The 21191-nt window shown below is 53.1% G+C and carries 21 protein-coding genes; 2 read left to right on the forward strand and 19 right to left on the reverse strand.

All coding sequences use genetic code 11. The annotated features are described in order from the left end of the window. Window positions 1-161: 161 nt before the first annotated feature. Complete coding sequence (locus Q0721_RS04715; RefSeq protein WP_299026100.1) at window positions 162-2195, forward strand: thioredoxin domain-containing protein; 2034 nt, start codon at window positions 162-164, stop codon at window positions 2193-2195. On the opposite strand, the gene ptsP is transcribed toward Q0721_RS04715, so the two are convergent. The 11 genes from ptsP to Q0721_RS04770 form a co-directional block, all read right to left on the reverse strand. After that, window positions 2192-4732, reverse strand: coding sequence for a phosphoenolpyruvate--protein phosphotransferase (gene ptsP / locus Q0721_RS04720; protein ID WP_299026103.1), 2541 nt, complete (start codon window positions 4730-4732; stop codon window positions 2192-2194). The genes Q0721_RS04715 and ptsP overlap by 4 nt on opposite strands. 10 nt (window positions 4733-4742) lie before the next feature. After that, window positions 4743-5120: a hypothetical protein gene (locus Q0721_RS04725; protein ID WP_299026106.1), complete on the reverse strand. Its 378-nt coding sequence runs from the start codon at window positions 5118-5120 to the stop codon at window positions 4743-4745. 12 nt (window positions 5121-5132) lie between these two features. Continuing rightward, the gene (locus tag Q0721_RS04730; RefSeq protein ID WP_299026109.1) at window positions 5133-5528 is read right to left on the reverse strand and encodes a succinate dehydrogenase, cytochrome b556 subunit; all 396 of its coding nucleotides are present in this window, start codon (window positions 5526-5528) and stop codon (window positions 5133-5135) included. A gap of 23 nt (window positions 5529-5551) precedes the next feature. Beyond that, window positions 5552-6298 (reverse strand): 2Fe-2S iron-sulfur cluster-binding protein, encoded by a 747-nt coding sequence (locus Q0721_RS04735; RefSeq protein ID WP_299026112.1) that lies wholly within the window; start codon window positions 6296-6298, stop codon window positions 5552-5554. Between the two features lie 39 nt (window positions 6299-6337). After that, a complete protein-coding gene (locus Q0721_RS04740; RefSeq protein WP_299026114.1) occupies window positions 6338-7501 on the reverse strand; it encodes an FAD-dependent oxidoreductase in 1164 nt (387 codons plus the stop codon). Between the two features lie 73 nt (window positions 7502-7574). Beyond that, window positions 7575-7820 (reverse strand): hypothetical protein, encoded by a 246-nt coding sequence (locus Q0721_RS04745; protein WP_299026117.1) that lies wholly within the window; start codon window positions 7818-7820, stop codon window positions 7575-7577. Between the two features lie 203 nt (window positions 7821-8023). Beyond that, window positions 8024-9520, reverse strand: coding sequence for a glycerol kinase GlpK (glpK, locus tag Q0721_RS04750; RefSeq protein WP_299026120.1), 1497 nt, complete (start codon window positions 9518-9520; stop codon window positions 8024-8026). A gap of 43 nt (window positions 9521-9563) precedes the next feature. Continuing rightward, window positions 9564-10199: a dihydroxyacetone kinase subunit DhaL gene (gene dhaL, locus Q0721_RS04755; RefSeq protein ID WP_299026123.1), complete on the reverse strand. Its 636-nt coding sequence runs from the start codon at window positions 10197-10199 to the stop codon at window positions 9564-9566. A gap of 64 nt (window positions 10200-10263) precedes the next feature. Then, window positions 10264-11265 (reverse strand): dihydroxyacetone kinase subunit DhaK, encoded by a 1002-nt coding sequence (gene dhaK, locus Q0721_RS04760; protein WP_299026126.1) that lies wholly within the window; start codon window positions 11263-11265, stop codon window positions 10264-10266. A gap of 133 nt (window positions 11266-11398) precedes the next feature. Further along, window positions 11399-12193 carry an MIP family channel protein gene (locus Q0721_RS04765; protein ID WP_299026129.1) on the reverse strand — a complete coding sequence of 265 codons (795 nt, stop codon included), beginning with the start codon at window positions 12191-12193 and terminating at the stop codon, window positions 11399-11401. Between the two features lie 366 nt (window positions 12194-12559). Beyond that, window positions 12560-14542, reverse strand: a complete 1983-nt coding sequence (locus tag Q0721_RS04770) for a sigma 54-interacting transcriptional regulator (RefSeq protein ID WP_299026134.1) — start codon at window positions 14540-14542, stop codon at window positions 12560-12562. Between the two features lie 109 nt (window positions 14543-14651). Here Q0721_RS04770 and murA point away from each other — a divergent pair, with 109 nt between their 5' ends. Next, the gene (murA, locus tag Q0721_RS04775; protein ID WP_299026137.1) at window positions 14652-15932 is read left to right on the forward strand and encodes a UDP-N-acetylglucosamine 1-carboxyvinyltransferase; all 1281 of its coding nucleotides are present in this window, start codon (window positions 14652-14654) and stop codon (window positions 15930-15932) included. 71 nt (window positions 15933-16003) lie between these two features. On the opposite strand, the gene trxA is transcribed toward murA, so the two are convergent. From trxA to Q0721_RS04810, 8 genes are all read right to left on the reverse strand, one after another. Next, the gene (gene trxA / locus Q0721_RS04780; protein ID WP_366519178.1) at window positions 16004-16363 is read right to left on the reverse strand and encodes a thioredoxin; all 360 of its coding nucleotides are present in this window, start codon (window positions 16361-16363) and stop codon (window positions 16004-16006) included. 86 nt (window positions 16364-16449) lie between these two features. After that, on the reverse strand, window positions 16450-16656 hold the full coding sequence (locus Q0721_RS12360; protein ID WP_366519172.1) for an FmdB family zinc ribbon protein: 207 nt from the start codon (window positions 16654-16656) through the stop codon (window positions 16450-16452). A 63-nt stretch (window positions 16657-16719) separates the two neighbouring features. Then, complete coding sequence (locus tag Q0721_RS04785) at window positions 16720-17160, reverse strand: Hsp20/alpha crystallin family protein (RefSeq protein ID WP_299026142.1); 441 nt, start codon at window positions 17158-17160, stop codon at window positions 16720-16722. 77 nt (window positions 17161-17237) lie between these two features. Beyond that, complete coding sequence (locus Q0721_RS04790) at window positions 17238-17990, reverse strand: response regulator transcription factor (RefSeq protein ID WP_299026145.1); 753 nt, start codon at window positions 17988-17990, stop codon at window positions 17238-17240. Window positions 17991-17997: 7 nt separating this feature from the next. Beyond that, the gene (locus Q0721_RS04795; RefSeq protein WP_054521676.1) at window positions 17998-18237 is read right to left on the reverse strand and encodes a hypothetical protein; all 240 of its coding nucleotides are present in this window, start codon (window positions 18235-18237) and stop codon (window positions 17998-18000) included. A gap of 11 nt (window positions 18238-18248) precedes the next feature. Beyond that, entirely contained in the window at window positions 18249-18767 is a 519-nt protein-coding gene (locus Q0721_RS04800) for an FHA domain-containing protein (RefSeq protein WP_299026157.1), read from the reverse strand. A gap of 3 nt (window positions 18768-18770) precedes the next feature. Next, window positions 18771-20252: a DnaJ domain-containing protein gene (locus Q0721_RS04805; protein ID WP_299026160.1), complete on the reverse strand. Its 1482-nt coding sequence runs from the start codon at window positions 20250-20252 to the stop codon at window positions 18771-18773. 9 nt (window positions 20253-20261) lie between these two features. After that, window positions 20262-21170, reverse strand: coding sequence for a PP2C family serine/threonine-protein phosphatase (locus Q0721_RS04810; RefSeq protein ID WP_299026163.1), 909 nt, complete (start codon window positions 21168-21170; stop codon window positions 20262-20264). Window positions 21171-21191: the final 21 nt, after the last annotated feature.

Raw genomic sequence — 21191 nt, forward strand, 5'->3', positions numbered from 1 at the left:
AGTATGTATGTAGGATCAGAATAGATTTCAGTATATACCCAGGTTTACGGGATTAGCAAGGGGATTTATTTCACAATTCCTTAACCCCGTAAACCAAGACGAGTTTTCTTCGGTTATAATCACGATAAAATTAATCTGAATTGCAAAATATAGGACACACTATGAATCGCTTGCAATACTCGGCCTCGCCCTACCTCTTACAGCATGCCAATAACCCTGTTGATTGGTATCCTTGGGGAGAAGAAGCCATTACCAAAGCGCGCCGTGAGGATAAACCTATTTTCCTTAGCATTGGTTACGCTGCCTGCCATTGGTGCCATGTGATGGCCCATGAGTCTTTTGAGGATGAACAAGTGGCAGCCTTTCTCAATGCCCATTTTGTTCCTATCAAAGTAGACCGCGAAGAACATCCAGATGTAGATGCTCTCTACATGAACGCCGTTATTGCAATGACCGGCCAGGGTGGATGGCCCCTTTCAGTTTTCCTCACACCATCACTCGAGCCCTTCTTTGGGGGTACCTATTTCCCACCGGTACCTCGGCATGGATTACCTTCGTTTTTACAAGTATTGCAGGCTGTTCACTACACCTGGGTAAGCGACCGACAGAGCCTCCAGAACCTGGCTGGCAAAGTGTTCAAACACCTGCACCAGTCCCACACCTGGCAACCCATCTCCCAGGCTATTAGTTACGAAACCGTGCTTACGGCGGCCCTGAACGAACTTGAACGTACCTACGATTGGCAACACGGCGGTTGGGGCCGTGCACCTAAATTTCCCCAGCCTCTCGCTATCGAGTTCCTGTTAACCCAGGCTAGCCGGGGCCACGCCCACGCCCAGAACCTTGCCTTTCACGCCCTACACGCCATGGCCAGCGGCGGGATTTTCGATCTCGTTGGAGGTGGATTCCACCGCTACAGCACCGACGCGGATTGGTGCATACCCCACTTTGAGAAGATGCTGTATGATAACGCCCAACTTGCAACCGTATATCTCCAGGCTTATCTTCTTTCAAAAGACGAAACCTTTCGCTATATTGCCAGACGTACCCTGGATTTCGTTCTGAACGAACTAACCCACCCTGCGGGTGGATTTTACGCCAGCCTAGACGCTGATTCAGAAGGAGAAGAAGGGAAGTTTTACACGTGGTCAATTGAGGAACTCAAAACCCTCCTAGGTGAAGTTGCAACCTGGCAGGATTTCAGTCAGACATACTGCCTGGATGAAAGGGTTGCTCATGAGGGAAAATTGGTGCTCAAAGTCAAGTCCACCTGGCCTGAACTCGCGCAAAAACAGGATCGCGAATTAGCCGAGTGTCTTAGGCATGCGGTTGACCTTCTTCATCCGCTCTTACTTCAACGCCAGCGACGTGTGCGTCCTGCTACCGACAAAAAGATCATTGTGACTTGGAACGCATTAACTATTCGGGCTCTTGCCCTAGCCGGTCGCCATTTGGGGCACCTGCATTATCTAAAAGCCGCCCAAAATGCGGCTAACTTCATCCTGGAAAACCTCTATTGGGATCACCGTCTCTATCGCTCATGGCATGAAGGCGTACTCGGTCCTCTCGCCCGTCTTGAAGATTACGCCTCGCTCATCCTCGCTCTACTTGAACTCTACCAGACCGATTTTGACAACGCCTGGTTTGTTTGGGCTAGTCAACTAGCCCACGAAATGCTGGATCGCTTTCGTGACTCTGCGGGTGGCTTCTTCGATTCGCCCCAAGATGATAACTCCCTCCCCATTCGCCCTAAAGAGATCCAGGATAGCGCAACTCCCTCAGGCAATGCTCTAGCAGCCCATGCTTTGCTAACCCTCGCTTACCTGGACGAACACGGAGAGTGGGAAGCCATGACACACAACCTTCTGACTTGGATTGCAAGTGCTTGCCAACGCTATCCGCTGGGATTTGCATCCTTTCTGCGTTGTATGGATTTGGCCCTTGGACCAATACAGCAACTTGTATTCCTATGGAGAGATCCGGGAGCAACAGCTCTCTATCTAAATCACCTCCATGGCCAATACCGCCCACGTTTGATCCTCGCAGGGAGCACAGTACCCCCTGCTTCCAACGCACCCGCCTTAGTGCGTCTCAATCACCCCGCTCCTGAGGTGCCGGTAACAGCATTCATTTGCAACAATTTTATCTGCCTCCGCCCCACCACCTCATTTGCAGAGTTCATTGCACAAATTTAGTCCATCATACCCAACATGCGCAAGAACTCCGTGGCCAGTTGGCGAACCTCGGAGGCTTTTGCGCATTTTACAGCCTTCTGGGCCAGATTTTGCGCATCGCTCATTGTCATGGTGCGAAGGATTGCCTTAACCTTCGGAATGCCAGCAGGGTTAACACTCAATTCATCAACACCCAACCCAGCCAGAATGGGCACCGCCTCTGCTTCACCGGCCAATTCACCACATACCCCCACCCATTTTCCCTCTTGATGGGCAGCCTGTACCACCTGCTCAACCAATCGCAATACTGCCGGATGCAAAGCATCGGCTAAATAGGCCAGGCGGGGATTTCCTCGCTCGGCTGCTAACGTGTATTGGGTCAGATCATTCGTACCAATGCTGAAGAAATCCACGACAGCAGCTAGTTTTTCCGCCTTGATCGCCGCCGACGGAATCTCGACCATGATCCCGGTCTCAATCGGCCAAGCATGGGCAATACCCTCATTTTCAAGATCGCGATGAACCTGCACCAGGAACTCGCGCGCTTGCTCAACCTCTTCGAGGGTAGCGACCATGGGGAACATAATCCTCAGATTAGCCAGCGCTCCTGCACGCAGGATTGCGCGTAGCTGTGTACGGAACAAATCGGGTTGTTGTAGAGAAAGACGCAGAGCCCGCACGCCCAAAAACGGATTGGCTTCTGGTTCCATCGGGATATAGGGCAAGGGTTTGTCTCCACCCACATCCAAGGTGCGCACAATGACGGGCTGGCCTCTTAGCGCCAATCCAACATCGCGAATTGCTTGAAATTGCTCTTCTTCCGAGGGTGGAGTTTGCCGCGTAAGGAAGAGAAATTCTGTGCGTAGTAAGCCAATGCCTTCTGCCCCATTTTGAACCGCCAACTGGGCATCCGCCAAGTTACCAGCGTTGGCCACCACTTCCACCCGCTTGCCATCGCGCGTTACCGCCGGTTGTAGACTGCTAGCCAGCAGTCTTTGACGTTCTTCAAGCCAGCGTTTCCGCTCGGCCTCCAATTCGCTACGCACCCGTTCATCGGGATTGACCCAAACACGCCCGCGGAACCCATTTAGACCTAACATTACGCCCCCAGGCAATCGCCTGATCGCAGGGGACAAGCCGGTTACCGCCGGAATGCCTAGCGAGCGCGCCAAAATAGCACTATGCGATGTTGGTCCTCCACTTAGAGTGATAATCCCGTGGATGTGTTCAAGATCTAACTGAGCCGTCTCAGAGGGCGTCAGTTCATCCGCCATCAGAATCACAGGGTGCTCAAAAGTGATTTTCTCCCGCGCTTCCCCACTCAGGGCACGCAATACTTGATTACCCACATCTTGGACATCCAACGCCCGCTGCCGCAGATAGGGATCTTCCAGGCTTTGATACTGGGCAACCATGGCCTCCACACTGGTTTGCCACGCCCACGCCGCATTATAACGCTGCTCAAAGATCAGCCGTTGGGCAGGCTGGAGCAAATCAGGATCATCCAACAGCAGGGCATGAGCCTCAAAAATCGCCGCTTCATCCGGACCAACTCGGGCCACCATTTCACGGTAACGGGTCTGGATATCTTTTCGCACTTTTTGGATGGCATCCTGCAAACGCCCCCACTCTGCTTCTGGATCACTAACATAGTCGTGAGATACCATTGGGGGCAAGGACTCATAATGATAAAGCGATGCCACCGCCACCCCATCAGAGACGGGAAGCCCCACAAAGACACCTTCTTCCTCTTGTGCCACGACCTCAGCCCCTGCAATGGCCGGCTGAACTGGAGAGGACCCAGCTTCGGCAACACCCACTGGTTCCCCAAAACGCTCCTCAACCAGCTGGCGTAAGGCTTCCAACGCCTCAGTGGCTTGCTTGCCGCGTGCCAAAATACGGATACGGTGATCGCGTAAAGCGCCCAGCGTTGCCAATGCATTCAGGCTTTTGGCCGAGACAGGGCCCTTCTGGTTGGTCAGATTTGATACCAGGATCTCGGCGTCAAATTTCGAGGCCAGTTGCACAAAACGCGCCGCTGGACGCGCGTGTAACCCGTGTGCATTCTTGAGCACAACCTCCACGTGGTGAAAATCTTGCCCCTCTGCTGGTGATGTGCTCTCCACAGCAGGTGCCGCTATTTCGGCGCTGCCCTCCAGTTGCTCCGCCTTGGGCTGCAGGGCACGGTGGGCTTCGCGACACACCGTCTCAATATCACTTCCCAGGCTAGCCTGTACCCCTGCCGCAATGCCACCCTCTACTAACGGCCCTGGACAGAAACGCACCCGTTGACGCACCTCGGGAGGAAGCAATTCCAAAGCCATTTCTGCGCTCAGAATTGCACTGCCCAGGTCCATCAGCACCAAGACGCCATCTGGACTATCTACCTCGGTAATGGCTCGTGCAATATCTGTCGCGTCGGTCCCGAACTCAGTATGATCGGGTCCGGCACCCGCTGAAACAGCAATTTTTAGCGCCTCACCTGCCATTTGCCGAATCAAGCCCACCAATGACTCGGCCAAAGGCTTACTGTGAGAAACCAAAACAAGGCTCACCATAGAAAATGACTCAGGCTCCCCAATTGATAACAGCGAACAACAACCAAATGCCGTAACCGGTAGCCACCAAACCGACAGTCACTAACAAAGCATCAACAACCCGCATGATGTTTTTCTTAAGATTTAAATCCAGCAAAATACTCCGCGTGCCAATCAGGGAGTGAGATACCACAAACACGAGGAAAAACCCCTCCATAATGGGCACGATAGGGTAGTTCCGGTAGTAGGCCACAACCTCAGCATGTGAAAGCAAACCCTCCGGGGCCAGATAATGGTTGACCAAAAAGTGAATAAATAGGATCACGATGATCAACAGCCCGGTCACAATTTTGATAAACCACAAAAGATAACTCTCACCTGCTTTGGGTTGAGAAATTGTGTTCTGCATGATCCCTCCTTATCAATGCGTCGCAAACATGCGCAGTCCAAAAATAAGTGAACCCACAAGGGTGAGACCTAGCACCCCATATAACAATTGCTTCTGGGCTGGAACGCCAACCCCGAAACTGTTGAGCGCAATGCGCACACCGTTCAAACCATGGTACAAACCACCAATGATCACAAGCATTTCCCCAAACATAATCAAGGGTTGCTTGGCAAAGGCAATGAAGGAATCATAGGCTTCTGGCCCCTGAGCCAATTTGCCTAGCATGATCAGGTGAAGATAAAGATAGACGGTCAACCCAATGGCAGTCAGACGGTTGAGAATGAACCCCCATCCACCAACCCGCCGTCCACGTGGATCAAACCAGTCCAGAATACCCCGAGTGTTGGGTTTCTTTGTAGGATTTTCCATGGTAGTACACTCCTTTTCCTGGATTAGGCTCCTCCAAACCAGCGCCTGATACGCTGGGCCAATACCTGTCGCCGCAAATCCATGATCCGCCATCCGGGATCAACGCTAGAAGGACACACAGCCGTGCATTCATACGCGCTGTGGCAACGCCAAACACCATCCACACAATCTACCACCGCGGTCAAATCAGGAGCACGTCCCAGCCCCTGCAACTGAGCCGCAGCGAGGACAGCCGGGCCGAGATATTCCTCGGCAGTACCAGCAACTGGGCAGGCACTAATGCACAAACCACACTCGATGCAGTCTGCCAAGCGCAGGTATTCCTTGCCATCGTCCATCGGTACTTCCCGCGGCGGCTTGATGCCCTCACCCTCCAAAGGCGCCATTGAAAGGGGGTGTACCGCCGGAGCATGGACCTTATCCATCCCCACGTAAAGGCGGCTCATATCCACTACCAAATCGCTAATGACCGGGAAGTTGCGCAAGGGTTCAATTCGCAAGGTGCCACCATTCGAGGTGACATCTCGAATACGCGTAATGCAGGTTAACTTTTCCACCCCATTGACCCGCATTCCGCATGCACCACAGGTGGAATGGTGGCAGGCATGGGCAAAAACCAACGACCGATCATGAAAGGCCCATATACGTTCGACCCCATCAATCACGTACTCTTCGGGGCTGACCTCAAGGGTGAAAGTCTGATAATGAGGTGCTCCCTCCCCTTTCTTGCGATACACCACAAAATTAACGGTCCACTTTTCCTCACTCATAGGTGTGCTCCATGCAAGAGTATGGGCTGGTTCAGAGGATTAATCTACGTAGAATTTACGATACGAAATCAACGGCGTCTCTGCCGTCGTGCAAGGGACGTTCACACCCAGCTTCTTACACACCAGATCCACCGTCTTCTCTGCCATCAAGCGCAAGGTGGTCGCTTTCCCACCAGTAATAGTAACCAATCCCTCGACATTATCGGTTTCTTTGTGATCATACGCCTTGAAAGTACGCGAAATGCTTCGCCCAGGCGCACCACTGCCGATCAATGGACGGGTAGCCATGTAAGCCCCCCGCTCTTTAGTCTGTCGCAAGGCCGGGATCAATTCGGAGCCGCGCTCAATCATCAGAGCCACATGATCCGGCAAAACCGGCACGTAATCAGGATCCTCAATAGAAAATGAAGTTGTCCCGACGACCATCATCCGCCGTTGGGGTAAAACAATATCTCCATCTCCCGGTTTATTGAGCCGATTAATGGCGCGTTGGGTCAAACGCTTATCATAGGCTACCATCACACCCGGCGTCGGCGCAATCGGTACGCGGATGCCAGCCATCGATGTAATTTGGCCTACCCAGGCACCGGTGGCGTTGACGACAATATCTCCCTCGATCTCAAAGCGTTTATCGGCGGCCCGATTCCAAACCTTTACCCCTTTGATATTTCCCTGACCATCGGTGAGTAAATCCACTACGTCCGTGTAAAGATGAAACACCGCCCCGTTGGATTTGGCCGTTGCTGCAAAGGCCAATGCCAAACGCAGGGGATCAAACGTGCCATCCGGCACGGTAAAGGCGGTTAGAAGTTTGGGGTTGAGATTGGGTTCAATACGCAGCGCTTCCTTAGGGGTCAATTCACGGATAGGGATTTTGCACTCCTCACAACCCTGGATGAATTTCTCGCGATATTCCAAATCGCTTTCATCCACAGCAATAAATAGCCCCCCATTTGGTTCAATCGCATCCGGAACAATCAACCGCAGGATTTGGTTCTCCTGAATGCACTCAATTGCCGATTCTTGATCGTTTACAGCATAACGAGCTCCCGAGTGGAGCAGACCATGGGTACGTCCGGACGTCCCATTAGCAATTGGCCCGCGCTCTACCACCGTGACGCGAAAACCACGCAGGGCCAGATCGTGAGCAATCGCCACACCCGTGAAACCAGCCCCAACTACAATCGCATGATATTGGCTCATAGATACGCTCCTCTATCAGGCTAAAATCTTTTGAGACACTTGCCCTTATGAAATCATTCTGAATTCCAACTGCCTACCGTCGAAGCAAGCGATGAATGAGCAAGAATAACAAAAACACCATCCACAGGCTTCCGCCGAAAACCAACCCCCACAGCAGACTTTCTCCCAAAGGCTTAGAATAAGACCCCTGCCAAGTCACCCATGCTACCATCAGAACACTGACAACCACCATGGTAATAATGCCACTCTTCATGGACAGCCAGGGTTGTCCAGCGGCAAAAGGATCCTGTTCGACTTGGCGCTTTTTCTTTTTACTCATGAACCACCGTCCAGCAACATGTGAATTTTATCATTAATAAGCAGTATTTACCTGAACTCTTAAAAAATCACCCATAAAATTTGCATATAAAGGGCGGTTATTGGTCAATTGGGCTTGGCCGCCTTGACCCCACCGCCCCTACACCCTATCACACAGTTTGTTTTAGGGGCAGGGGAGACCCTGCCCCTAAAAGCGTCTAAAAATTATTCAACCCACCCAAAGGTGCGCTGGACGGCCTTCTTCCAACCGGCATAGAGTCGCTCGCGCTCCTCAGGGCTCATCTGCGGATTCCAGACCTTGTCCACCTGCCAGTTAGCCCGCAGTTCATCGAACGAGGTCCAGAACCCAACTGCCATACCCGCAGCGTAGGCCGCGCCAAGCGCGGTTGTCTCGGCCACCTTCGGGCGAATAACTGGCACACCCAGGATATCCGCCTGGAATTGCATCAGCAGTTCATTGTAGACCATGCCACCATCCACTTTGAGGGCGGTGAGCGGTACGCCGGAGTCGGCATTCATCGCATCTAGCACCTCGCGGGTCTGGTAGGCAGTGGCCTCCAATGCGGCGCGGGCAATGTGACCACGGTTGACATAGCGGGTCAGTCCCACAATCACGCCACGGGCATCACTACGCCAATACGGCGCGAAGAGGCCCGAGAACGCCGGCACAAAGTAAATACCACCATTGTCCTCTACGGTGCGGGCCAACGCTTCGACGTCCTTCGAGGATTCAATCATCTTCAGGTTATCACGCAGCCACTGCACCAAGGCGCCGGTGATAGCAATGGAGCCCTCCAACGCATAAACCGCCGGTTGATCACCGATCTTGTAGGCCAACGTGGTCAACAAGCCACTCTTACTGGGCACAGGGCGGGTACCCGTGTTGAGCAGCATGAAGCAGCCAGTGCCATAGGTGTTCTTGGCTTCGCCGGGGCTGTAGCACGCCTGGCCAAACAGCGCTCCCTGTTGGTCGCCTAGATCACCCGCCACCGGGACGCCTTCCAGCAAACCCTTGGCATACCCGTACACATCGGAAGAAGGTCGAATTGCCGGTAGCATGGCGCGCGGGATGCCCAGAATCCCCAGAATCTCATCATCCCAATCCAGGGTCTCCAGGTTCATCAGCAGGGTGCGTGAGGCATTGGTGACATCCGTCACATGTACGCCACCCTTCGGACCACCAGTCAGGTTCCAGATCACCCAAGTATCAATGTTCCCAAAGATGACCTCGCCCTTTTCGGCCCTCTCGCGAACGCCCGGCACATTGTCCAGGATCCACTTGATCTTGGGGCCTGAGAAGTAAGTCGCCAGCGGCAACCCCGTCTTGGGGCGGAAGCGGTCCTGACCGCCATCGGCCGCCAGTTCATTGCAAATCTTATCGGTGCGGGTGTCCTGCCAGACAATCGCATTATAGACGGGCTTGCCGGTCGCTTTCTCCCACACAATCGTTGTCTCGCGCTGATTGGTCACGCCAACTGCGGCGATATCCTTGGGGTCCACACCGCTCTTGCGCAACGCCCCCTCAATGACTTCCTGAGTCCGTGTCCAGATCTCCATTGGGTCGTGTTCGACCCAACCGGGCTTGGGGTAAATTTGCTCGTGTTCCTTCTGATCCACCCCTACCACGTTGCCACTGTGGTCGAAGATCATAAAGCGAGTACTGGTCGTACCCTGATCGATAGCGGCAGCATACTTAGCCATACCACACCTCCTGAGATTTTAGATTTGGAATTGAGACAATTTCTTATGCGTCACGCCAAACTTCAGCGGCCGCGCGCAACATTAGGTAGGAGGAGGTCGCCCCTGGGTCCTGATGACCCGCACTGCGCTCTCCTAAATAACTGGCACGCCCCTTTCGCGCTACTAGCGGGATGGTAGCTTTCATCCCTTCTTCAGCCGCCCGGGCACAGCGATCCAGAGCCTCGCCTAAATTGCTACCGTTCTCCGCCGCTTGTTTGAGCGCATTCCAGGCCGGCACCAGGGCATCAATCATGGTCTTATCTCCCAACTCGGCCTTGCCCCGGTTCTTAACCCCAGTAATCCCGGCTTCTAGAGCGTTGATCCAATCCTCAAGCGTCAGTTCCATCTTGCCGGTGGTTTTCATTCCCGCCTGAAGGAAGAGCGTACCGTAAAGCGGACCACCCGCGCCGCCCACAGTAGCCAGCAGGGTCATCCCTACCGTTTTAAGGATCGTACCAATGTCCTTGTCCGCTATCTCTGGCATCTTGCTGAGCACGGCTTTGAACCCGCGATCCATATTCGCCCCGTGATCGGCATCACCGATCGCCGCATCCAACTGAGTCAGGTAATCGCGGTTTTCCGCCAGAAGATCGGCGTAACGCTTAATCCACTCTAGTACTTTGTCCCGCGTAATAACCATACGACGCTCCATTATGGTCGGGGTTTACCCTAAGGGCAAACCCCGACAAGTCTTGATGTCAGAGTCACATACCCCAGCGCAAACCCGGAGTCTTGACCGGCGCATCCCACAACTTGATCATATCCTCATCCATCTTGAGCAACGTGATGGAAGTACCAGCCATCTCCAGACTGGTGATGTAGGAGCCAATCAGGTTGCGCACAACTTTAAGGCCGTGTTGGGTCGCAATCTGGTGGGCCTTGCGATATACAATGTACAACTCAATCAGCGGTGTTCCCCCCATACCGTTGACGAAGAGCAATACTTCATCGCCCGGTTTATAGGGGATATCCTTGATGATCGGCTCCATCAGCATTTCAACAATCTCATCTGCCGGTTTGAGTTTCATGCGCGTTCGCCCCGGCTCACCATGGATACCGATCCCGATCTCCATCTCATCTTCAGGCAGATCGAAAGTGGGCCGACCCACATGCGGCACTGTGCACGAGGTGAGGGCCATACCCATGCTGCGCCCCCAATCCTTGACCTTACGACACACATCAGCCACCTCTTTGAGTGAGCGCCCTTGCTCTGCCGCCGCGCCGCATAATTTCTCAGCCAGGACGGTGCTGCCTACACCACGACGACCCGCCGTATAGAGGCTATCTTGCACAGCCACGTCGTCATCAATGATCACTGATTCCACTTCGATGCCCTCAGCGCGGGCGAGGTCGGCGGCCATCTCAAAATTCATAATGTCGCCCGTGTAGTTCTTGACAATGTGCAGAACTCCCGCCCCGCCGTTAATCGCCTTAGTCGCCTCTAACATCTGATCCGGCGTGGGTGAAGTGAATACCGCGCCCGGGCAGGCCGCATCCAACATGCCAATGCCGACAAGCCCCCCATGCATCGGTTCATGGCCCGAACCACCGCCCGAGAGCACACCCACTTTGCCCTTGACTGGTGCATCAACCCGCACGACGTAATTGGGATCAAAGTGCACCCGAATTAGATCGGGGTGGGCCAGTGCCATCCCTTCCAGTTCTTCACGCACAACATCTTCGGGCTTATTAATTAGCTTTTTCATACCTCACTTCCTTTCTGTTTCTTACAAGTAATTACCGCTTCCCTTCAGTGGCCATCCACACCGCCCCCCAGTATACCCGCTTAGTGTGGGCCCACCCCAAAGGGGCAGGCCCACTATCATCGAGAAAATTAACTTACTCGCTCTTCTCGGGCAAGAAGGCGCTGACAAACCAGTCATAGAGCAGCACGCCCAGAATAGCACCGATGATCGGCATAATCACAGGGGCAACAATCCAGTAGGAACCATCGAAGAGGCCCTGTGTCCCAACCAGCGCACCGAAGATGCGCGGGCCAAGATCACGGGCAGGATTGATGGCGTAACCGCTCGGGCCACCCAGGCTCAGACCGACCGAGAGCACCGTGCCGCCAACCAAGAAGGGCCCCATGTTGAACTTCAGGCCCAGGTTGCGCTGATCGCCGCTAGCCAGCACGCCAAAGAGCAGCACCATAGTACCGAAAATTTCCGCGATGCTGGCATTCAGCAGCGAGTAAGAACCCTGCGCGGCGGCACCCTGACCACCCCAGAAGGCCTGACCAAAGACCGAACCGGGACCGGTGCACCACACATTGGGCATACCTGCCGCCACCAGACCCTCACGGTAAACTAGGTACACACCCAGCGCACCCAGGAACGCGCCCACCAATTGACCTAAGATGTAGGTAGGCACTTTGGACCAAGGGAAGCCGCGCTTGACCGCCAAAGCAATGGTCACCGCCGGGTTAATATGAGCGCCCGATACGCCGCCCGCTACATAAACTGCCACAATGACTGCGAAGGCCCAGCCGATGGTGATGGTGTTCCAGTTATACGCTGGCGCAGCCAACCGCGGGGCAAGCCCCACATTGGCAACCACACCATCACCCAGCAAGATCAGGGTGAAAGTACCAATGACTTCTCCCAGAAACTCGCCTAAACCCTTGGATTTCATGTCGGACCTCTCCTTTCATAAAGGATTTGAAGAATAGAAATAGATGGGGCAACAGATTACGGTTTGGCTTATCCCTCCGTTCACCTCCTTTGGATATAGAATTGAACCATCCACAAACAATGGGTCTTGCAAAAAATACCGCCGATTAGGAATTTCCTAACAGCGGTATCTCTTGCCTAAAGAAAGAACACTAATACACCATCCCGTACCCCACAGCATCACTACAGGGTACCCATGCACTCCCTCACTACCTTGCATCCATATTGCGCAGGACATCACAACTTATTGTAAGGCGTTTGCCCATCCTGTCAAATTAATCCTCAAATAATGTATCGCTTTGAAACAATTTTCTCATGAATTGTTTCATTACGAAACACCGTTTTCGCGCCGCCCATCCTCACGATAGGAGTCTAATGAGATGTTCATGCGTCGCAGGTAACGCCACAAGGTCGTTCGGCCAACTCCCAGCAAACGCGCCATCTGAGAAAGATTACCATGACATTGTTGAGCTGCCTGCAAAATGGCTTGACGCTCAATCTCTTCCAAACGAGGCGGATTAGGTAGCCAAACCGAATTTCTCAAGTCCGTACCGGTCTGCAAAGGGGGCAAATGTGCTGGCATAATAACCTGGGATGGGCTGGCCTGCACGGCCGCCCGCGTCAACACCGATTCCAATTCTCGCACGTTCCCAGGCCAGGAATGGGCTTTGAGGACAGCCAGGGTATCTCGGCTCAGACTGAGCGGATGTCCCAATTGCCGCCCCAAGCGTTGCAATATCTGCTCAATTAACAATTCTAGGTCTTGTTTGCGTTCCCGCAAGGGAGGCAACATGATCTCAAACAGGCTCAAACGGTAAAACAGATCGGCGCGAAAATTACCCTCAGCCACCAAATGCTCCAAATCCGCCGAACTTGAAGCAATAATCCGCACATCCACCTCTATAGGCTTACGACTGCCAATCCGTTGTACGATCCCCAATTCAAGATAATTCAACAGAACCGATTGCGCCTCCAGAGGGAGCGCCTCCACATCTTGAAAGAAAAGCGTCCCCCCATCGGCCAATTCAAACTTGCTGGCATGAGACAGACCTTCTCCCACACTGCGCTCTACTCCTAGCAACTCTGGTAAAACCAATTCGCTTGGCACCGCCGTACAAGCAAATACCACAAAGGGACCGTGACTGCGCGGGCTGTGGTAGTGGATGGCACGCGCCAGCAAGTTTTTACCTGTCCCACTTTCCCCCCGGATAAGCACACACCCTCGGGCCGCAGCCGCACTACGGGCTAAACGTCGTACTCGACGAATCGCTGGTGACTCACCCACCAGATTCTGAAGGTCAAAAGTGGGCGATCCCACCTGGCGCTGGACGTACTCGCGCAGGCTCTTAAGGGGGCGCAGCACCGCCAGAACGGCACGCAAGCCACGTCGCCCACGTACATATTGGAGGCTCAGCAGACAAGAAATCGTCTCTCCCAAAACCGAAAGTTGAACTTCCAGATCTGAAACCGGGATTTGACGATGTAGGGCATCCACAACGTACGGCGGGAACTTCACAAAGGCATCCAGGCGGGCTCCCATTAGTGATTCCGGGGCGATCTTAAGAATTTCAGCCGCAGCCGGATTAACGTGAATCACGATTCCTTCCGCGTTCCAGGCCAGAATACCCTCGTTGATACTGCTCAGAATGGCATTAATTCCGGCCAACTGGCTGTTCTGCTCTTCCAGCAATTGATCCGACTGACGTTGTGCTTCAATGGCGCGCGCACCTGCCACCACCATACCCAGCGCATATGGGTGGAAATTGCTCACGCGTGTGATAACCCCCAACGCTCCTAGCAATTTCCCGCTGATATCAAACACTGGCGCCGCAGCGCAGCTGACATCGTGCAACGGCTGACAAAAATGTTCATAACCAATCACTTGGACAGGTTCACGCTCCAGAAGCGCCACACCAATAGCATTGGTGCCCAGTTCACTCTCTGCCAACAACGTGCCCGGCTTAATCTGCATGCTCTCGAGGGTCGCCAACATTCCCGGATCGCCGACCCGATCCAGTAAGTAGCCCACACTGTTTGCAAACAGCACTGCCGAATTTGAATTTTCGATGTACTGGTAAATGTCCTCCATAACGGGCCGAGCAATGGCCATCAATTCAAAATAGTTGACCTGCATTGAGAACAAGTGCTGGTCAGACAACCGTTGCGGCTTAAGAGACGTATAAGGATCCACGCGCGCCCAACAGCGTTGCCACGAGGCCGCAATGATAGGTCGCACTTGGGGCATAACAATATGGCGAGTTATGAAAGCGTGCCATGCATCGTAAAGATGTTCTTTGATCGCCCGATCCATTCCAGCGCCTCGTTCTTCTGCTCACCCTTCGCCTCCCCCTTGGTTTCTATTGTAGCAAAAAACCGCCCATTATGCCAAAGGTATAGATATAATAACCATGGAGGTGACAATGGAAAAGTTTGTAATTGAAGGCGGTTTCCCTCTTCGCGGCGAGGTCACTCCCTCCGGGAACAAAAACGCTGCCCTACCCCTGCTGGCAGCCTGTCTGCTAACGGATGAGCCGATTATTCTGCGCAATGTTCCCAATATCCTTGATGTGCGCACCATGCGAGCCCTGCTCGAATCCCTAGGCGTGGAATTCACGGATTTGGACGAGCACACTTGGAAGATTCAGGCCAAGGAAGTTCGCCCGGCTGATCTAGACCCTGATCTGTGCCGCAAAATACGCGCGTCCATCCTTCTGGCTGGCCCCATGAGCGCACGCACCGGCGAATTGCGCCTACCCCCGCCTGGGGGAGATGTCATTGGACGCCGCCGCGTGGATACCCACCTTCTGGCACTTAAAAAATTGGGAGTGGATGTCTCCTATGATCGCTACTTCTACTTCCATGCCAATGGATTGCACGGTGCCAACATTCTCCTCGATGAGGCCAGCGTGACCGCAACCGAAAACGCCATAATGGCTGCCGTCATGGCCAAAGGCGAAAGCGTGATTCGTAACGCCGCCTCAGAGCCTCACATCCAGGAATTGTGCCATTTTTTGAATTCATTAGGCGCCAAAATTGAGAACATTGGATCCAATACCTTGCACATCACTGGGGTGGACCGCTTGCATGGGGGAGAATTCACCATCGGCCCTGATTACTTGGAGGTGGTCTCTTTCATTGGGGCGGCTGCAGTGACGCGGGGAGAGATCACGATTCGCAAAGCCGGGCCTGAATACCTGGATATGATCCAACTGGTCTTCGGTCGGCTGGGTGTCCACTGGGAAGTGCATGGTGAGGATATCTTTGTCCCTCGCGAACAACGTTTGACCATTGAGCCTGATTTAGGAGGCGCCATCCCCGAAATCAGCGTCATGCCCTGGCCAGCCTTTCCCACCGACCTGATGAGCATTGCCCTGGTCGTGGCTACGCAATCCAAAGGCACTGTGCTGTTCCACGACTGGATGTACCCCAGCCGCATGTTTTTCACCGATAAACTGGTCAGTATGGGGGCCCAAATTGTCCTCTGCGACCCCCATCGTTGCATTGTTCAGGGCCCCACCGAACTCTACGGTGAAAAACTAGAAAGCCCAGATATTCGCGCAGGTATGGCACTCGTGTTAGCCGCGCTCTCCGCCCGCGGCACCTCAGTTATTCGAAACATTGGACAAATTGACCGGGGATACGAGCGGGTAGACGAGAAACTGGCAGCACTGGGTGCTCACATTCAACGCATCCGCGAGTAGTCACCGCTAGTACCCCAACACGAAAGCCCGGCGCATTGCCGGGCTTTCGTTGGTCACCATCGCAATGCCCCTCAGGAATTGGCCTGGGCTGAAGCCGCCTGAACCACTTCCAGGAATTGTTCTACCACATCGCGCAACATGCCCTCCGGCAGTGCCCCCACTTGACGATGGACGACCTTGCCATTGGCAACAAAAAGGAGCGTGGGGATGCCCTGAACGCCAAAGCGCGTCGCCCACTCCGGATTCTCATCTGTGTTGACTTTGGCTACTAGCAATTTTCCGGCATAATCCTTGGCAATCTTCTCAAGGGCCGGCGCAATGAGACGACACGGCCCACACCAGGGCGCCCAAAAGTCCACAATTACCGGTAAAGCCGATTGCAACACCGTTTTCTCAAACGTTGCGTCCGTTACATGAATGGGTGCATCAATCATTCTACTTATCTCCCTTCTAACAACCAAGACTAAATCGGGTTTAGTATATCATAGATCAGCCCCAAACGGCCCCAACAATCAGATTATTTCCCTTCGTTACTTGAAGCCTTGGGACGGTGATCTGTGCTGTACCAACCACTCCCTTTGAAAATCACTGCCGGCACTTGGAAAACCTTGCGCACGCGAGTGTGTCCGCGTGGGCATTGCGGTAGATGCCCATTATGTGAGAAATGAGCAAAGTACTCAAAGGGCAAGCCGCACTCCTCGCATATAAATTGGTAAATTGGCATCTTATCCTCCTGTTGGCCAGAGATGTTTAGCCGCCCCAAGAGTGGGGCGGCTACTCCTCAGGTTTATTTTGCTTTCACAGCAATGGTCTTTGGCCGTACTGTTTCTGCTTTGGGCAAAGTTAGGGTCAGAATCCCATTTTCGTACTCAGCCTTTGCTTTGTCAACCTCGACCGGCACCGGCAAGGTGATGCTGCGAGAGTAGTGACCGTAGCGGCGTTCGCGCAGGTGATACACCGCGTTCTTGACTTCCTCCTCTTGTTTCACCTCACCCGCAATAGTAAGCACATTATTGTTCACTGTTACGTGGATATCTTCGGGTTTTACCCCAGGCATGGTGGCCTTAACTACCACCTCATTGTCGGTCTGATACATATCCACCGCCATCCACTCCGTCCCCCGCAGCCAGTCCACCTGCCGGGTGAACAGGTCATCGAAGAGTTGATCTACCGTCGAACGCAAAGCAGCTATCTCGCGCATCGGGTCGAAAACCATCAGGTTGGTCATCGTTCACCTCCTTATCAGAAGGTTTTAATGACATCCTTTTTATAAGCCCGATGTATTAGATTTTTGGTAGAGAAACATCAATTTTTTGTAGATTCTTGGCTCTGCTCGGCAGGTTTCTGGCGCCGAAAATCTACAAAGCGATATCCCACTCCTCGTTCGGTGAGAATGTACTTGGGATTAGAAGGATCCTTCTCAATTTTTTGACGAAGATAATTGACATATAACCGCACATAGTGGGGTTCATCACGATATTCATACCCCCAAACCTTCGCTAAAATCTGATCATAAGTGAGAACCCAGCCAGCATTTTGCACCAAATGATACAACAAGCGATACTCTGTAGGGCGTAATTTGACCAATTTGCCCTCCACCCACACCTCGCGCCGACCGAAATCAATTTTCAGGCGGTCATCAACCTCCACAACCTCTTTGGAAATCGGGCTGGCCATTTCGGTCCGCCGCAAGACAGCCCGTACCCGACTGACTAGTTCACGCGGGCTGAAGGGCTTGGTCACATAATCATCCGCCCCTAATTCCAATCCCCGGATGCGGTCTTCTTCCTCCCCTTTTGCAGTTACCATAATAACGGGAACCTGGCTGATCTCACGGATCAGTTGCAAGACCTCGAAGCCATCCATGTCTGGCAGCATCACATCTAAAATCACCAGGTCTGGTAAAGCATCCCGCAATACACGAATGGCTTCCTCACCACGATGGGCTTCTACCACGCGGAAACCATCGTGTTCAAGGTTCAGACGAATAAAACGCGCCATTTTTTCCTCATCATCCACCACGAGGATCAGGCGGTCTCTCAAGGTCACATCACTCATGAGTGGGTTACTCCCTGACAAAAGAGATAACTTCCTCTTCCTCAGCCGCCGGCAGCACTTCAATAAAATTGATACGGCTTACTGGCCAGATAACGGTTGTTACATTGGCTTCAATGTAATGAAGATCCTTGCCATCGCGTTTGCGTGGGTTCTTAACTATAATCAAATAATCCGTAGGGGCAGGCAAAGCATCAATTTCACCCAATACAGGATCTTCATTATTTAGATGAATGATCACACTTGGCATAACTCCCTCACCTATTGAATGATAACCTGGATTTTAAGTTTCCCCAAGGCAATGACATCGTGATGTTTGAGCGGATAGTCCACATGTGGAACAATCTTCTGACCATTAACGCGGGTACCATTCGATGATCCCAGGTCCATAATGGAAATACGCTGAGGGGTAATTTTGATTGCTGCATGCAGCCGCGAAACCCCATGGGCATAGGCCTCGTAGGGAGTGAGGTCAATGTCGGGAAGAATGGGCTGACCTTCTACAACTCGCCCTAACGTTACTTCAGAGCGTCCACTCAGATGGATCACCTCGTCAGAATCAATCACCCGCAGGGCAACACTTAACACCGCGACAGGAGTTGCGTTCTCTTCTGCAAGCAGAGGTAGTGGCTTGGACCGCTTGCGCTCAAAGTAATCCGACTGAATCATATCTAGGGTTTGGGTAGCGCTTCGGTCCACGACCACCAGCTGCGCCCCACACTCACTACAGAACAACGCACCAGGCAATTCTTGATGGTGACAATTAGGACAAGTAATCATAGCCTAATCCTTACGGGGTTCAGGTAGCATAAGAAGGGAACGCGTGCCGTATTTGATTTGCTTTCCGCGCTCACCACTGAGTTGGTGCGTACGTTGTAAATGCTCGGCCTCCAAGAGCACGGTGCGGGCCAGACTGCGTTCGCCCTTCGCCAGCAAGTGAGTGGCCAGGTACTGCAACCGGCGAGCCGCTCGCGACACTTCTCCGCTAGCAATCTCCTGACGTGCTTTCTCTTGCATGCGATAAAGTGTAAGCCGTGAAAGAGCCTGAAGCAGTGCATCAGGAACCACCATAGGCTCCACTTCCTCGCCAACCTCGCAACTAACTGCAAAGGGCAACCGCCAATATCGAACCTCAAATGAGGGAATCTCCATCACTAGCTTACCCCGCAACAAATTCAGACCGGTGATCTCGCGCGAGAGAGGGGGAACCAAAAACTCCAGAACAACGCTCATTTTTTCACCAGAATATAAATCCCCCAGTGGAATGGGAATTTCCAGAGAAAGCGGAGCAATATCCCCTGCAACTTTGAACGCATAACGCAGATTAACTCCCCCCTCACTTACACAATGAAGTTCCAGACCACGAGCAAAGATTTGCCTGGTACTCCTTCCCTTGCGCTCAAAATACATATGCAGATCTTCGGGGCTCCGCACGTAATGGGTAGTACCCCCAGCGATGCTCGTAAGGGCATCTAGGAAGTCATCATTCCAGTCCTCGCCAATCCCAAATGCATTGATCACGATGCCCTCACGGCGCGATGTTGCTGCTAATTCAATGCTGGCCTGTTCATCGCCATACGTATGACCATCCGTAATCAACCATATCTGCGTAGAAGTGTTGTTAGCATGATTGGCATACCGCGAAAGATTAATAGCCGTTTCCAGCCCATGCAAAATCTCGGTGCCCCCACCCACCTGAATCTGGTTGACGTGGTGCAAGATATCAATCTGGTGTTGGGCAGGGGTCGCATGCAGAATCACCTCCGCTCGGTCACCGAATGTAATCAACGAAATCAAATCGTTGGGTCTGAGATGGCGCACCAGATGGGCAATACTTTGTTTGACCATTTCGATGCGCTCGCCTCGCATCGAAGTTGAGCGATCTACCACCAGGCAGATATGAGCCGGAGGGGCCTTAGAAGGGTCGCTGGGTACTGTCACCCGCAAGTCAAGCAACACATAAACCAGTTGAGGCTCAGTCAGACGAGGCAAAACCCGGCGGCTGAGAAGCCAGTCTATCGCAATGGGTGGTAATTGGCGTTGGTCAGAGGGAATGCTAGCGTCATAGGTGGCACGACGCTGGGGATTAGAAAGCACCTCATAGGCTTCCTGTACCCGAATAAACATTTGCCGGACTTCTGGTGAGGGGTTAACGTCCGGGTGATAGGTCCGCGTAGCAGCGAAGTAAGCCGCCCGAATTTCCTCGGCTGTTGCATCCAGAGGAACCTTAAGAAGGTTATAATACTCCGCTGCGCCCGTTCCCATAATCCAGACTTAGAGATATTGCACCAGAATCACGCTAATGTTATCCGGCCCACCAGCTGCATTGGCTGCATCAACCAAGTTCTTACACGCAATTGCAGGATTGCGTGCCCGGGCAATGATTTGAAACATCTCATCATCCGAAAGCACCCCCCACAACCCATCACTGCAGATCAGCAAGTAGCCCGGATGAGGCATCGGATGGAAATAAATATCGGGGCGAAATGGTTCAGATTGCCCTAGTGCCCGATAAAGCACATTCCGCTGTGGGTGAACCTGGGCTTCTTGCTCTGAAATTTGCCCCAGTTCTACCAAACGATGTACCAGGGAATGATCCTGGGTGATCACTTGCATCCGCCCATCTGGATGAACAAAATAAGCACGGCTATCCCCCACATGAGCCAGTGTGACTTGTTCACCAACGACCAAGGCTGCGGTCAAGGTAGTACCACCGCCTGGTGCGTACCTCACCACCGCTTGCTGGGCCTGAACAACGCCGTTTTCCATGATCTCTTGCAGGCTACCTCGTTGGCGCTCTTCCATGGATAGAAACGGTAGGTAGGAACGCGAGAGGACATATTCCGCCATTGCCCGTACAGCAACCCCGCTGGCTACCTCGCCATGTTCATGCCCTCCCATGCCATCGGCCACGATGAACACCCCAAACGGCAACTCGGTATTCCCATCTACCAAAACAGAAGTGAGCGAGAAAAGGGCATCCTCATTGCGCTCGCGTTGTAAACCCACTGACTGCCCAACCCCCACCAGAAGATGCCCGGGCGTTATAACCACAGGCGCTGCAGCAACGGGTTGTAACTGCTCATCTGTCAGAGGGGCTGTTTGAACAAACTTGTTCTCATTTGTGTTTTCCGGAGGCGTAGATTTGCGCCAATTCAGAATACGCTCGAGAAACTTAACCACCTCTACCTCCTCCTGGCTAGG

The sequence above is a fragment of the uncultured Thermanaerothrix sp. genome, assembly GCF_938028735.1.
In the GTDB taxonomy this organism is placed as follows: Bacteria; Chloroflexota; Anaerolineae; order Anaerolineales; family Anaerolineaceae; genus Thermanaerothrix.